The sequence below is a fragment of the Celeribacter sp. genome, from assembly GCF_048270365.1.
Taxonomy (GTDB): domain Bacteria; phylum Pseudomonadota; class Alphaproteobacteria; order Rhodobacterales; family Rhodobacteraceae; genus Celeribacter.
The window spans coordinates 80,354-93,675 of the sequence record NZ_JBLWTA010000006.1 but is presented as its reverse complement, the minus strand read 5'-3'; the positions used below and the strand labels follow the sequence as shown (position 1 = coordinate 93,675).

At 62.1% G+C, this 13,322-nt stretch carries 12 protein-coding genes; 8 read left to right on the top strand and 4 right to left on the bottom strand.

All coding sequences use genetic code 11. The annotated features are described in order from the left end of the window. The first annotated feature begins 9 nt into the window (after positions 1-9). From ACN0X0_RS10045 to ACN0X0_RS10030, 4 genes are read left to right on the top strand one after another with little or no spacing between them, the layout of a single operon-like run. Entirely contained in the window at positions 10-888 is an 879-nt protein-coding gene (locus tag ACN0X0_RS10045; protein ID WP_417279047.1) for a branched-chain amino acid ABC transporter permease, read from the top strand. After that, positions 885-1,856 (top strand): branched-chain amino acid ABC transporter permease, encoded by a 972-nt coding sequence (locus ACN0X0_RS10040; RefSeq protein ID WP_417279046.1) that lies wholly within the window; start codon positions 885-887, stop codon positions 1,854-1,856. Before ACN0X0_RS10045 ends, ACN0X0_RS10040 begins: the two co-directional genes overlap by 4 nt. Next, positions 1,856-2,605, top strand: coding sequence for an ABC transporter ATP-binding protein (locus tag ACN0X0_RS10035; RefSeq protein ID WP_226550351.1), 750 nt, complete (start codon positions 1,856-1,858; stop codon positions 2,603-2,605). The genes ACN0X0_RS10040 and ACN0X0_RS10035 overlap by 1 nt, the downstream gene beginning before the upstream one ends. Before the next feature lie 2 nt (positions 2,606-2,607). Further along, on the top strand, positions 2,608-3,339 hold the full coding sequence (locus ACN0X0_RS10030) for an ABC transporter ATP-binding protein (RefSeq protein WP_226550190.1): 732 nt from the start codon (positions 2,608-2,610) through the stop codon (positions 3,337-3,339). Between the two features lie 19 nt (positions 3,340-3,358). Here the strand turns inward: ACN0X0_RS10030 and ACN0X0_RS10025 are convergent, their stop codons facing one another. Then, positions 3,359-4,135, bottom strand: coding sequence for an SDR family NAD(P)-dependent oxidoreductase (locus tag ACN0X0_RS10025; RefSeq protein WP_417279045.1), 777 nt, complete (start codon positions 4,133-4,135; stop codon positions 3,359-3,361). Next, complete coding sequence (locus ACN0X0_RS10020) at positions 4,136-5,827, bottom strand: FAD-dependent oxidoreductase (RefSeq protein WP_417279044.1); 1,692 nt, start codon at positions 5,825-5,827, stop codon at positions 4,136-4,138. A 158-nt stretch (positions 5,828-5,985) separates the two neighbouring features. Here ACN0X0_RS10020 and ACN0X0_RS10015 point away from each other — a divergent pair, with 158 nt between their 5' ends. Then, a complete protein-coding gene (locus ACN0X0_RS10015) occupies positions 5,986-6,891 on the top strand; it encodes a helix-turn-helix domain-containing protein (RefSeq protein WP_417279043.1) in 906 nt (301 codons plus the stop codon). Positions 6,892-6,984: 93 nt separating this feature from the next. Beyond that, positions 6,985-7,551, top strand: coding sequence for an NIPSNAP family protein (locus tag ACN0X0_RS10010; protein WP_417279042.1), 567 nt, complete (start codon positions 6,985-6,987; stop codon positions 7,549-7,551). Here ACN0X0_RS10010 and ACN0X0_RS10005 read toward each other — a convergent pair. Then, positions 7,548-8,300 (bottom strand): SDR family NAD(P)-dependent oxidoreductase, encoded by a 753-nt coding sequence (locus ACN0X0_RS10005; RefSeq protein WP_417279041.1) that lies wholly within the window; start codon positions 8,298-8,300, stop codon positions 7,548-7,550. The two genes, ACN0X0_RS10010 and ACN0X0_RS10005, sit on opposite strands and share 4 nt — an antisense overlap. Before the next feature lie 180 nt (positions 8,301-8,480). Here ACN0X0_RS10005 and ACN0X0_RS10000 point away from each other — a divergent pair, with 180 nt between their 5' ends. Then, positions 8,481-9,254: an SDR family NAD(P)-dependent oxidoreductase gene (locus ACN0X0_RS10000; RefSeq protein WP_417279040.1), complete on the top strand. Its 774-nt coding sequence runs from the start codon at positions 8,481-8,483 to the stop codon at positions 9,252-9,254. A gap of 15 nt (positions 9,255-9,269) precedes the next feature. On the opposite strand, the gene putA is transcribed toward ACN0X0_RS10000, so the two are convergent. Then, on the bottom strand, positions 9,270-12,716 hold the full coding sequence (gene putA, locus ACN0X0_RS09995) for a bifunctional proline dehydrogenase/L-glutamate gamma-semialdehyde dehydrogenase PutA (protein ID WP_417279039.1): 3,447 nt from the start codon (positions 12,714-12,716) through the stop codon (positions 9,270-9,272). A 123-nt stretch (positions 12,717-12,839) separates the two neighbouring features. Here putA and ACN0X0_RS09990 point away from each other — a divergent pair, with 123 nt between their 5' ends. Then, entirely contained in the window at positions 12,840-13,313 is a 474-nt protein-coding gene (locus ACN0X0_RS09990; protein WP_417279038.1) for an Lrp/AsnC family transcriptional regulator, read from the top strand. Positions 13,314-13,322: the final 9 nt, after the last annotated feature.

Sequence of the window (13,322 nt, the reverse complement as noted above, 5' to 3'; positions counted from 1 at the left end):
GGACTGGCCATGGCCGAGCTTCTGCAAATCTTAGTCTCGGGACTGTCGGCGGGCGCGATCTACGCGCTGGCGGCTGTCGGCTTTACCCTGCTGTGGCAGGCGTCCCAAACCATCAACTTCGCGCAGGGCGAATTCGTCATGCTGCCCGCGTTCTTTGTGCTGGCGGGCATGACCATTTTCGGCCTGCCGCTTTGGGCCGCGATCCTGACCGCACTTGTGCTGTCGCTGATCATTCTGGGCGCGATGTTCAAGAAACTGATCGTCGAGCCGATGTTGCCGCATGGCACGCTGCCGCTGGTGATCGCCACCATCGCGCTTGGCATTCTGATGAAGGAAAGCGTCAAGGAGTTCTACTCCGCACAGGGCCAGCCCTTTCCGCCGCTTTTCCCGCAGCATGTGATCAACTTCTTCGGCGCCTCGATCTCCATTCAGGACATCTGCAACCTCGTTGTGGCCTTCGCCGCGATCATTTCGCTGCAGCTGTTTCTGGGCCGCACCCGCACTGGCCGCGCCATGCAGGCGACCGCTCAGGACCCACGCGTGGCCGAAATTCTCGGCGTCGATGTGAAAAAGATGGTGATGTACACCTTCCTGATCAACGGCGCGCTGGCGGCCATTGCCTCGATCCTGATTTCTCCGGTCTATCTGGCGAAATTCTCCAATGGTGAGACGCTTGGCATGATCGCCTTCATCGCGGCCATCGTCGGCGGGTTCAACCAGATCAAGGGGGCGCTTTTGGGCGGCCTTCTGATCGGGGTGATCGACAACCTCGCCGCCGTTTACGTTTCCGCCGAATACCGCACGGCGATCCCGCTCATCCTTTTGATCGTCATCATCATGGTGCGCCCGCAAGGCATCTTGGGCACGCCCGAAGGGAGGACCGTATGACCGCGCTCCGTCTGCTTTTTCTCGTTGCTTTTGGCCTCGCGCTGTTCATCGCGCCTTTGGGGCAGGGCAATTACATCATCTATGTTCTGTGCTCCTGGCTGATCTTCTCGATCTCCGCCATGGGCCTCAACCTCACCCTTGGCTACGCCGGTCAAATCAGCCTCGCACAGGCCGCTTTCATGGGCATCGGCGCCTATATCACGGCGCTTTTGACCATGGCGGGGGTGCATTGGATCGTTGCTGTTTTCTGTTCGATTGGCGCAAGCTTTGTGATCGGGCTGGTGCTGGGCTACCCGGCGCTGCGCGTTCAACACCACTTCCTCGCCTTCGTGACGCTGGCTTTCACCACGCTGGTGTTCCTCGTGCTGCGCAATGAGGACTGGCTCACCGGTGGCTCTCTGGGCCTCGTCGGCATCCCGCGTCCGGTGTTCGGGCCGTTCGACACGATGAAGCAACTGCCGTTCTACTATTTCACCGTGGTCTGTTTTCTGATCACCGCAGGCGTCATGGCGTGGATGTTGCATTCGCCCTGGGGCCGCGCCTTCAAGGCGCTGCGCGAGAACCCGATCCGGGCCAATTCTTTGGGGCTGAACACCACGCGGATGACGCTTTTGGCCTTTGCCATCGGTTCCGCCATGGGGGGGCTGGCGGGCGCGTTGCAAGCCCCACTGGTGCAGTTCATCGAACCCGGTTCTTTCACTCTGATCCTGTCCCTGAAGATCCTGTTGATGGTGATTGTGGGCGGCTCCGGCTATTTCTTCGGGCCGATCCTTGGCGCAGGCCTTGTGGTGCTCTTGCCGGAAATGCTGCGCTTCACCGATGGCTATTACCTGATCATCTATGCGCTTCTCGTGCTGGTGGTGATGATCTTCTCTCCGCATGGGCTCATCGGACTTGGCCAGAAACTTTTCTCCTCCTTCAAGCCGCGTGAAGAGCGGGGCGATCTCAAACAGGGAGCACAATTGTGATGCACAGCGATACGGTTCTGTCCGTTCAGGACATCAACAAACATTTCGGTCCCATCCGTGCCGTCAATGGTGTGAGTTTCGAGGTGCAAAAGGGCGAAATCCTTGGCCTTATCGGCCCCAACGGCTCCGGCAAATCGACGCTCTTCAACTGCATCTTGGGTCAGCTCACGCCCACCTCGGGCGGGGTGCAGATCAACGGCAAATCCGTGGCGGGCGCTCAGGCGCATGAGCTGAGCAAACTGGGCATTGGCCGGACGTTTCAACAGCTGTCTGTGTTTCCCGAAATGACGGTGATCGAAAACATTATCATGGCGGGCCAAGAGCATAAGGGCACCATGCTCACGCGTCTGTTTGGCAAATCCGACGCAGGGCTGACCGGCGAGGCGGAGGAAATGATCCGTTTCTTCCGGCTCGAACACCTGCGTGACGAGAAAGCCGGGTCTTTGTCCTACGGGCAACAGAAACTGCTGGATGCCGCCATGGCCTTTATGGCCGGGCCGGAGATCGTGCTTTTGGACGAACCGGCAGGCGGCGTGAACTTGACGATGCTTCAGTATCTGAAAGAACGCCTGATCACCTACAACCGCGAACACGGCACGACCTTTGTCGTGATCGAGCACAACATGGAATTCGTCATGTCGCTCTGCACGCGGATTATCGTGCTGGCCGAGGGGCAGATCATCGCCGAGGGCAGCCCCGACGAGATCCGTTCCAACCAGCAAGTCATCGACGCATATCTGGGAGGCTGACCATGTCTGCAATGCTTGAACTCAAAAACCTCTACGGCGGTTACGGCAAGATCACGATCCTCAACGGCACCACCTTTTCGATCCCGCGCGGCACGATCACCACGGTGATCGGTCCCAATGGCGCGGGCAAATCGACGGTGTTCAAAGCCATCTTCGGCATGCTCGACATCCACTCGGGCCAGATCATTTTCGATGGTGAGGATGTCACGCGGTCGTCGCCCAAACAGATGATCGGCCATGGTGTCACCTACGTGCCGCAGGGCCGCAATGTGATCCCGCAGCTCTCCGTTTGGCACAATCTGGAGATGGGCGGCATCACCTCCAACGATCAGGCCAGCGTCAAGCGCCGGATGGAATTGGTGATGGATCAATTCCCGATGTTGCGCCAGTTCAAGGACCGCAAGGCGATCGAACTGTCTGGCGGGCAACAGAAACAACTCGAGATCGCGCGCTCTCTCTTGCTCGATCCGAAACTGGTGCTCATTGACGAGCCGTCCATTGGCCTGTCGCCCAATCTGGTGCAGGAGGTCTTCGAGACGCTCAAGACGCTGCGCGACGAAGGTGTCACCATCTTGATGGTCGAACAAAACGCCAAGGCGGCGCTGGCGATGTCGGATGACGGGATCGTTTTGGAACTGGGCCAGATGCGGATGCACGACAAGGCCGACAAGCTTTTGGCCGACCCGAAGGTCGGCCAACTGTTCCTGGGTGGTCATATGGAGGAGGTGGCCTGAGCCACCTCCCACATCTATGTCACTCGGTAAAACCGGGACGGGGGACGCTGCCCATCAGGGTCTGGCTCAAGCCCCCGTCCACCACAATGTCCTGACCATTGATATAGCTGGCGCGGTCCGAGGCAAGGAAGGCGCTGGCATTTGCCATGTCTTCTGCGGCGCCGATCCGGCCGGTGGGCACGCGGCGCTCGCGGGCGGCTTTGACCTCCGTGTTGGCGTAGAACGGCTCCGACATGGGCGTGAGCACCAGACCGGGCGACACCACATTCGAGCGCACCCCCTTGGGACCCCACTCATAGGCCAGGGTGCGCGACAGCATCGCGACACCGGCCTTGCCTGGCGAATAGGCGCCGGAGAAGGGCTGGGGCTGGCTCGCCGAGATCGACGCCACGTGAATGAGCGCGCCTTTGCCCTTGGCGATCATCTGTGCGCCAAAGGCTTGCGCGGTGATGAAACAACCATCGAGATTGACCCGCAGCATCGCCTGCCAGTCCTCCAGCGCCAATTCTTCCAAGGGGCCGGGGCGCAGGATTCCGGCGTTGTTCACCAAGACATCCGCACCGCCCAGCTTGGCGATCTGCGTCGCCGCCTTGGCGACCGAGGCCGGATCGGAGACGTCACAGCCAAAGCCATAGCCGTCCAGCTCATGCGCCGCCGCCTCGGCATCCTCGGCGCGGTAGTCGAGGGCCACCACCGTGGCCCCCAGTTCTTTGAAGGTCGCAAGCATCGACCGGCCAATACCGCCCGAACCGCCGGTCACAACAGCGATTTTCCCTGTGAAATCAATCCAGCCCATTTACGCCACTCCTGCCAGATGACGGCCCGTGATATAGCCGAAAGTCAAAGCCGGCCCGAGGGTGATCCCCGCGCCCGGATAGTTGCCTCCCATGATCGAGGCGCGGTCGTTGCCCACCGCAAACAGCCCTGCAATCGGCGTGCCTTCGGTGTCCATGACTTGGCCTTCGACCGTCGTCGTCAGCCCGTCAAAGGTGCCCAGATCGCCCATGATCACCTTGAGCGCGTAATAGGGGCCTTGCGCGACCGGCGCGACGCAGGGGTTCGGTTTGACCTCCGGGTCGGCCAGGTAGCGGTTGAAGGCCGTGCTGCCACGCCCGAACTCCGGGTCCTCGCCGCGCACCGCGTCTTTGTTGTAAGCGGCAATCGTGGCCTTCAGGCCCGCTGCATCAATGCCGGCCTTCTGAGCCAACTCATCGAGCGTCTTGCCGGTGACGAGGTAGCCATTCTTCAGATAGGGCGCGAGCGGCACCGGCGCGGGTTTGGCAAAGCCCAGACCGTATTTGCGAATGGTCGGACGGTCGGCGATCAGCCAGCAAGCGGTCTCTTTTTGCCCCTCGCAGGCCTTGATCAATGCCGCGCCCACGTCGTGATAGCTCTCGCTTTCATTGGTGAAGCGTTTGCCATTTGCCAGCACGCCGATGATCCCCGGTTTGTAACGGTCCAAGAGATGCGGAAAGGCCTTGTAGCCGCCTTTGGAGGGCACTTTCGACACGGGCATCCAGGCGGACGTTTCCGGGAAATTCACCTCGAACTTGCCGCCCACGGCGCGGCCAAGGTCGATCCCGTCGCCGGTGTTGTCCTCCGGCACGGGCGACAGGTGTTCGCCACCGCGTTTGAGATGCGGGTAGGCCGCGCGGATTTTCTCGACATCGTGCGCAAAACCACCTGCGGCCAGCACGACGCCTTTGGACGCGCGCACAGTCACGACACCCATCTCGCCCTTGACCTTCGCGCCAACGACGGCGCCGTTTTCAGCCAAAAGCTCGGTCGCGGGGCTGTCGGTGTAGATCGGAATCCCGAGATCGAAACAGCTTTTCGCCAGCCGCGCGGCCAGTGCATTGCCCGAGGTCACATGCGTGCCGCGACCGTAGCGCGCGACTTCGGCGGCATGCGCGGCAAGCCGTTTGGTGACATAAGCAAAAGAGCCGATGCTTTTGGTCGCGTTGAAGAAATGTTTGATGTCGGCGTTCGAGGAATTGAACATCATCCCCATGAAGGTGATCGTCGACAGCGGCGGACGCAGACGTTTGAGGTTCGCGCCCAGACCGCTGGTGTCATAGGGCGCCGCCGTAATCGACCGTCCGACCTGCGCGCCGCCCGGCGCGTCGGGGTGATAGTCCGGGTAGAGCGAGGGCACGAATTTGACTTCGGTCTCGCGCTCGAAAAATTCCACCGCCTTGGCGCCGTTTTCGAGATAGGCGTCGACCGCCTCGGCTTCGAAAAAATTGCCGGTCTCGGATTTCATATACTCCCGCGCGCGCTCGACGTCTCCGGGCGCGCAATGTGCGTTTCCGGGAATCCAGAGAACCCCGCCCGAAAAGGCGGTGGTGCCGCCGAAGACCGGCGCTTTTTCGATGATGATCACATCGAGGCCATTTTTCTTAGCGGTGATCGCCGTGGACATGCCACCGGCCCCCGATCCGATCACCAAGACATCGCAGTGCGTGCCATCCTTGAGACGGTCTTGCATCTTATCTCCTCCAGTTGTGCGGCGCATCCTCGCCGCCTCCCTGTGTCGAGATATGCCAATCCAGACCGCGCACGCGAATGGACGGACGCCGAAATTCATTGCACTATTGTTCATCGCAGTCGGAAGAGGAGCCGCCTGCCAGAAGGAGGAGGAAGAGGATGCTGCACGCACATGAGCAGTTGATTCCACGTATTTATCTCTACGGAGAGGAGCTTTCCGAGGTCGAATTGGACTTTGTCCATGTCGAACCGATCCGGGAACGTTCGGGCGCCAACGATTGGACAATTCGTCCGCACGCGCATCCCGATCACATCCAGCTTTTGTTCGTCGAACATGGCGGTGGCGAGATCCGGATCGAGGCGCAGACCTATCAGATTCCGGTCCCCGCCGTGGTGGTGATCCCGGTGGCGATGGTGCATGAAATCCGTTTTCTGCCCGGCACCGACGGCCATGTCATCACCGCCGCCTGTTCCTACGCCAAGGCGATGACCCAAGGCGATGCCCGTTATGGCGAGGCGCTGGCGCATCCCGCAGTCTATCCGCTGGGTGAGGACCCGGCCAATTGCGGCGCGCTCAAGGAGAGTTTCGAATGGATGCGCCGCGAATACGTCTGGACCGCACCGGGACGCCGCATGGCGATCAAGGCGCAGTTTCAGCGCATTCTCGTCGCCCTGATGCGGCTACGCGCCGAAGCCGGAAGCGTCGATCCCCAGCGAGTGGATCGCGACTACGATCTTTTGTGTCGCTACCGAGAGCTGCTTGAGGCGCATTTCAAAAGCGAGAAGGCGTTGGAGTTCTATGCCTCGAAACTCGGTGTGTCGATCCAGCGGCTGAACCTCGCCTGCAAGGCCCGCGCCGACAAAACCGCTTCGCAGCTTTTGCACGAACGCGTGGTGATCGAGGCGAAGCGCTGTCTGATCTATATGACGATGACGGTGGCCGAAGTGGGCTATGATCTGGGGTTCGAAGACCCGGCCTATTTCTCGCGTTTCTTCTCGCAACGCGTCGGCGTGCCGCCGGGCGCCTATCGCGAAACCTGTCTTGCGGAGCGGCGTCAGAATTGAGGGAATTGTTCAAGTCAAACCCGGTAATCTCCATGGTTTTCGCGGAAAAAGTGCGGGAATTGTCCAACTCATTGAGCTGAGAGGGAGAGTGGTATGATCCATGAATTGCGCGCCTATGATTTGAAACCCGGCATGGGGCCAGCCTATTTGTCGCTTTTCATGCGGCAAGGCATCGGCGCCGTGACGCGGCATTTGCCGATGGCGGGCTATTGGCTGACAGACACCGGTGCGCTCAACCGGCTCTATCATCTGTGGATCTACGAAAGTCTTGAGGAACGCGCGGCGGCGCGGGTGGGGCTTGGCGCGGATCGTGATTGGACGGAGGGGTTCGTGCCCGAAGGCTTTCCGATGATCGTCACCCAGCGCAACATGCTGATGGAGCGTTTGGAGGGCAATGCGATGCTCGATGCTGCCGAAGACGGACGTAAAACCCATCACCCGAATGCGCCGGACGCGCCGGTGTTCGGTGAGGCGATGCAAGGCCTGACATTTGGGGCAGGCGCGAGCTGCGATCAGCCGCTCGTCGGCCGCTGGCGGGTGATCTCCGGCGAAACGCCGGGCGAGATCGTGACGCTGTGGGGCGGCGATCCGATGGCGAGCGCCAAAGGGGCCGCCCGCCATGAAATCATCCGCCCGATCTCAGTTTCGCCGCTGCGTTAAAGGTCGTCCGCCGCGCCATAGGCCATCCAACCGGCATCGACGGAGAGTACCGATCCGGTGATCGCAGAGGCGGCATCCGAGGCGAGAAATGCAATCGCCTCGGCAATTTCACGCGGTTCGATCATCCGGCCCAAAGGCACGCGGCGCAAAATCTTGGCCTCGTCCAAAAGTCCGTCCTTGATCAACCCGCGCACCAGATCGGTGGCCACATAACCGGGCGCGACCGCGTTGACGCGAATGCCGCTGCGGCCCCATTCCGAGGCCATGGATTTCGTCATCGCCACCAGGCCCGCCTTGGCCGCGCCATAGGAATTGCGCCGGGGCAGGCCGGTGAGGGCGGCGATGGAGGCCAGATTGATGATCGCGCCGCCGCCGTTGCCTTGCATGCGTTTGGCCACCTCGCGCGCCATGAGAAATCCGCCCGCAACATGGATGTCGAGCATTCTTCGGACGTGCGCGAGGCTTTGCTCGGTGGTCGGCAGGTTCACGTCGCCAATGCCGGCGTTGTTGACCAGAATGTCGATGCCGCCGACCTCTGTGAGCGCTGCGATCACGCCCTCCTCATCGGTGACATCGACGGCGAGGCCGAGGTGATCGGGGCCAAGGCGCGCGGCGCTCTCGACCGCCAAATCGCCGTTCAGATCGAGGATCGCCACCCGAGCACCGCGGGCCGCGAAGACGTCGCAAACCGCCAGCCCGATCCCCGATGCGCCGCCTGTCACAACGGCGGTTTTGCCTTTGAATCTCATATGGATACACCTCCCTTTTGTCGCGATTTTGCGCGCGATCAGACGCCCGCGCGATGCACAGGACTTGGGAATTCTTGCAGAAAACCGAAAACTCTAACCGGCCTAGGGATATGTCCATTGCCCGCGTCAGGCCGGTCTGAAAGTCTCGCCCGCAAACGCATATAAGACGGAGGACAAATCATGCGCATCATGTTGACCGGTGGAAGCGAAGGGATCGGGGGCGCGACCCTGCGCCAAATGGCGCGCGAGGCACAAGCGCGCGGCGAGGCGGTGAAAATCGTCACCACGGCCTCGGGCCGCAAACCGGCCCCTGCTGAGTTGATCGCAGAGTTGGAAAGCCTCGGCGCCGAGGTTCTGTTCCTGACGGGCGATCTGGGGGACGCGGAGGTGGCCAAAGACATTGCCGCGAAATCGCTGGAATTCCTGGGCGGTCTCGATCTGTTTGTGTCGAACGCAGGCGCCGGAAAACCCGCGCCGCTGGCCGAGCAATCGCTCGACGAATGGGACCGGATGTTCAACCTCAACGTCCGCTCGACCTTTGTGCTCGCGCAGGCGTTCTACCCGGCGCTCAAGACGTCCAAGGGCAGCATCGTAGTCGTCGCCTCCATGTCCGGCATGCAGGCGCATCTGGGGCAGGCGGCCTATGCGCCCGCCAAGGCGGCGGTGATTTCGCTGGTGGAAAATCTGGCCATGGAATGGGCGCCCGACGGCATTCGGGTCAACGCGGTGGCGCCGGGGATGATCCGCACGCCTTTGACGGCGGCGATCTACGCCAAGGAAGGTCTGGAAGAGGCCCGCGCCAAACGCGTGCCGTTGGGCCGTGTCGGCCTGCCCGAAGACATTGCGGCGGTGATCGCGTTTTTGGCCTCTAAGGGCGCGGGCTATGTCACCGGCCAGACGATCCTGGCCGATGGCGGTGTCTGTGCGACGGGGCTCAACAACCTGCCGAGCTGACGCGGTCGGGGCGGCTTACGCCTCGCCCGACAAAAGCGCGGCATTGCCGCCCGCCGCCGTGGTGTCGACACAGAGGTGACGCTCATGCAGCACATGGGCGGCATCTGGCGCCGTCGTCACGAGCGGCAGGATCGCGCCCAGACGCTGGGACAAAGCTTGGCCATAGGCGCGGGCTTTCTCCGCATCGCCCCACCAGATCACGCCGCCGAACCCCTCGATGGTTTTGAGCGCGTGGGTGGGGGCGAGGCCCTCGGCTATGACCGCAAGCCCGCCCAGATCGGTGACGGCCTTGGCCTGCGCCTCTGCTGTGGCGCGCCCCGGTCCCAGACAGAGGAACGGCGGACGGGCATGGGTCGAGAGCGTGTTGGCCTCACCGGTCGGCCCGGGCAATTGCTCTTTCGACAAAGGCTCTTCGGAGCGGGGCGTCGCGGTGATCGCACGCTGAAGGGCAGCGGCATCGGTGGCTTGGTCCCAGACCTCAGTGGAGGCCACAGACGGCGCGGCACAGAAGCGGTTGAGGTAGAGCGGCCCCCCGGCTTTCGGACCTGTGCCCGACAGGCCTTCGCCGCCGAAGGGTTGTGAGCCTACGATGGCACCGATCTGGTTGCGGTTCACATAGAGGTTGCCGACATGCAGCGCATCGCAGACCTGTTGCACCCGATCGTCGATCCGCGTGTGCAGCCCGAAGGTCAGGCCATAACCGGTGGCGTTGATCGTCTCGATCACCTTGCCCAAATCTCGCGCCTTATAACTCGCGATATGAAGCACCGGGCCAAAGACCTCGCGCTCGAGGCTTTCGATGCCTGCGACCTGAACGAGCGCCGGGGCGACAAAGGTGCCTTCGGTGGGCGCCGTCAAGCGGTGCAACACGCGGTTCCCGGCGGCATCGACATAGGCTTTGATCTGGTCGCGCGCCTCACGGTCGATGACCGGGCCGACATCGGTCGAAAGCAGCCAGGGGTTGCCTACGGACAGCTCGTCCATCGCGCCTTTGATCATCTCTATGAGAGCGGGGGCGATGTCCTCTTGCACATAGAGACATCTGAGCGCCGAACAGCGCTGGCCCGCCGATTGAAACGCCGAGGCAACGATGTCGCGCACGGCTTGCTCGGGCAGGGCGGTGCTGTCGACGATCATGGCGTTCAACCCGCCGGTTTCCGCGATCAAAGGCGCGCCGGGGGCAAGGTTGGCGGCCATGGCGCGGCGGATCACCTGCGCGGTGTCGGTGGAGCCGGTGAAGACCACGCCGTCGATGCGCGCGTCCGAGGTCAGAGCGGCGCCCACGGTCGGGCCATCGCCGGGCAAGAGTTGCATAGCCGTCACCGGTACGCCCGCCTCATGCAAAAGCCCAACGGCCAGCGCGGCGATCAGCGGGGTTTGCTCGGCGGGTTTCGCCAGAACCGCATTGCCCATGGCAAGTGCTGCCGAGATTTGCCCGGTAAAAATCGCCAGCGGGAAGTTCCACGGCGAAATCGCGGTCACGCGGCCCAGAGGTTTGGCCTCGGCACGACGCTCGGCCTCATCGGCATAATAGCGCAGGAAATCCACCGCTTCGCGCAGCTCGCCCACCGCATCGGGCAGGTTTTTCCCGGCCTCATACGCCAGAACGGCGAAGATTTTGCCAAAATTGGCCTCGTAAAGATCGGCGGCGCGGCGCAGCACAGCGGCGCGTTCCGACACGGGGGCGTCCCAAAGCGCAGCGGCGTCCAAAGCGCGGGAGACGGTCTCTGCATCGGCTTGCACAACCTCGCCAACGGTCTCGCCTGTGGCGGGGTTCACGACCGGGGCGGGCGTGCCAGTGGCCTCGCCCGCAATCATCGGCGCGGCGTTGAACACGAACGCGGCCTCCCGCGCGGCCTCGATCCGGGCCAGCGTGTCCTCGTCTTTGAGGTCGAACCCTTTGGAATTGTCACGCGCGCCGAAAATCTCGGAGGGCTGCACGAGGCCTGCCGGGGCCTGCGCATTGAGGACGGAGACGAACGGGTCGAGGGCGATCTCCTCGGGCGTGACGTTTTCATCGACGATCTGGTTCACGAAGGACGAGTTCGCGCCATTCTCCAGCAGACGCCGCACGAGATAGGCCAAAAGGTCCTGATGCTTTCCGACGGGGGCGTAGATGCGGCACCGCGTGGCTTCGTCTTTCAGCACGATGTCATGCAGACGTTCGCCCATGCCGTGCAGGCGTTGGAATTCAAAGGCGGGGTTTCCTGCCTCGCGCGCGAGTTCGAGGATCGCGGCCACCGTATGGGCGTTGTGCCCGGCGAATTGCGGATAGATCCGGTCGCTGTAGGACAGGAGTTTCTTGGCGTTGGCGATATAGCTGACGTCGGTCGCGTCCTTTGTGGTGAAAAGCGGAAAACCGGGATGGCCCTCGACCTGCGCGAGTTTCATTTCCGTGTCCCAATAGGCGCCTTTGACAAGGCGGACCATGAGCTTGCGGTCCAGATCGACGGCGGTCTGATAGAGCCAATCGAGCGTTTGCCCCGCACGTTTGCCATAGGCTTGGACCACGACGCCAAAGCCGTCCCAACCGGCGAGCTCCTCATCTTCAAGCGTGGCACGGATGACACGGAGCGACAGCGTGAGCCGCGCCTGTTCCTCGGCGTCGATGTTGAAGCCCATGCCAGCGGCGCGGGCCTGACGGGCGAGGGCGCGCAGCACAGGCACAAGCTCGGCCATGACGCGGGCCTCTTGGGCGACGTCATAGCGCGGATGCAGGGCGGAGAGTTTCACCGAAATGCCGGGATTGTCGGCGACGGAGCCTTTGGTGCAGCCCTTGGCAATTGCGGTCATCGCGTCGGAATAGGCTTTGGCATAGGCGTCCGCGTCCGCCTGGGTCATCGCCGCTTCGCCCAGCATGTCGTAGCTGTAGGTGTAGCCTTTGGCCTCTTGGCCTTTGGCGCGAGTCATGGCGGCCTCGATGGTCTGGCCCAGCACGAATTGCTGGCCCATTTCCTTCATCGCGCGCGAGACGGCGGTGCGGATCACCGGCTCGCCCATGCGTTTGACGAGGCCTCGGAGCGTGCCGGCCACACCGCTGCCCGGTTTCTCGTCATCCAGCACGCGGCCGGTGAGCATCAAGGCCCAGGTCGAGGCGTTGACCATGGCCGAGGACGAATGCCCCATATGCTCGCCCCAATCCGACGGCGCGACCTTATCCTCGATGAGATCGTCGATGGTCTCGCGGTCCGGCACCCGCAGCATCGCCTCTGCCAGACACATGAGCGCCACGCCTTCGCGGGTCGAAAGCCCGTATTCGGCGAGGAAATGTTCCATCAGCGTGGGGGCGGATTCCTTGCGGATGCGGCGGACAAGCTCGGTGGCGCGGGTGGTGATCAGGGCGCGCTGTGCCTCGGGCAGGGCGGCCTCATGGATCAAAGCGTCCAGCACATCGGCTTCGGGGGCGAATTTGGTGGTGGACAGAGAGGACATCAAGTCCGTCAGGGAAAGCGGGTGGCCCATCTGCGTAATCCTAAAAAGAGAGGGTGCGTTTCTTTCACTATACAGGAATTGAACTTTATCTTTTTCCCATTATTGTGTTCTAGGCGCATCTAAGCGACCAAAGAATGTGGATTTTGTGGTGCAATGGAAAAAGAGCTCGATCGTTACGACCGGAAGATTCTCGACTGTCTGGCCACCGACGCCCGAATGTCATTGACCGAGTTGAGCCAAAGGGTTGGCCTGTCCAAGAACCCGGTGGCGCTTCGGGTCAAGGCGTTGGAGCAGGCGGGGGTCATCGTCGGCTATCGCGCGATCCTGTCGACGCAGCGGCTGGGGCTGAGCCATGTGTCCTTTGTCGAGGTCAAGTTGGACGACACGCGCGATGCGGCGCTCAGTAAATTCAACGCGGCGGTGAAAAACGTGCCGGAGATCGCCGAATGCCACATGATCGCGGGCAATTTCGATTACCTGCTCAAAGTGCGCACAGGCTCGATGGAGTCCTATCGCGAGGTCATGGGCCGCAAAATCTCCAGCCTGCCGCATGTGCAATCCACCTCGACCTTCGTGGCGATGGAAGCGGTGGTGGAGCAAACCAACCCACCGCTGCCGGAGGCGTGACAGGGCGCT

Coding starts and splice junctions, on each gene's coding strand:
- ACN0X0_RS10045 (WP_417279047.1), top strand. CDS start 10: ATGGCCGAGCTTCTGCAAATCTTAGTCTCGGGACTGTCGGCGGGCGCG.
- ACN0X0_RS10040 (WP_417279046.1), top strand. CDS start 885: ATGACCGCGCTCCGTCTGCTTTTTCTCGTTGCTTTTGGCCTCGCGCTG.
- ACN0X0_RS10035 (WP_226550351.1), top strand. CDS start 1,856: ATGCACAGCGATACGGTTCTGTCCGTTCAGGACATCAACAAACATTTC.
- ACN0X0_RS10030 (WP_226550190.1), top strand. CDS start 2,608: ATGTCTGCAATGCTTGAACTCAAAAACCTCTACGGCGGTTACGGCAAG.
- ACN0X0_RS10025 (WP_417279045.1), bottom strand. CDS start 4,135: ATGGGCTGGATTGATTTCACAGGGAAAATCGCTGTTGTGACCGGCGGT.
- ACN0X0_RS10020 (WP_417279044.1), bottom strand. CDS start 5,827: ATGCAAGACCGTCTCAAGGATGGCACGCACTGCGATGTCTTGGTGATC.
- ACN0X0_RS10015 (WP_417279043.1), top strand. CDS start 5,986: ATGCTGCACGCACATGAGCAGTTGATTCCACGTATTTATCTCTACGGA.
- ACN0X0_RS10010 (WP_417279042.1), top strand. CDS start 6,985: ATGATCCATGAATTGCGCGCCTATGATTTGAAACCCGGCATGGGGCCA.
- ACN0X0_RS10005 (WP_417279041.1), bottom strand. CDS start 8,300: ATGAGATTCAAAGGCAAAACCGCCGTTGTGACAGGCGGCGCATCGGGG.
- ACN0X0_RS10000 (WP_417279040.1), top strand. CDS start 8,481: ATGCGCATCATGTTGACCGGTGGAAGCGAAGGGATCGGGGGCGCGACC.
- putA (WP_417279039.1), bottom strand. CDS start 12,716: ATGGGCCACCCGCTTTCCCTGACGGACTTGATGTCCTCTCTGTCCACC.
- ACN0X0_RS09990 (WP_417279038.1), top strand. CDS start 12,840: ATGGAAAAAGAGCTCGATCGTTACGACCGGAAGATTCTCGACTGTCTG.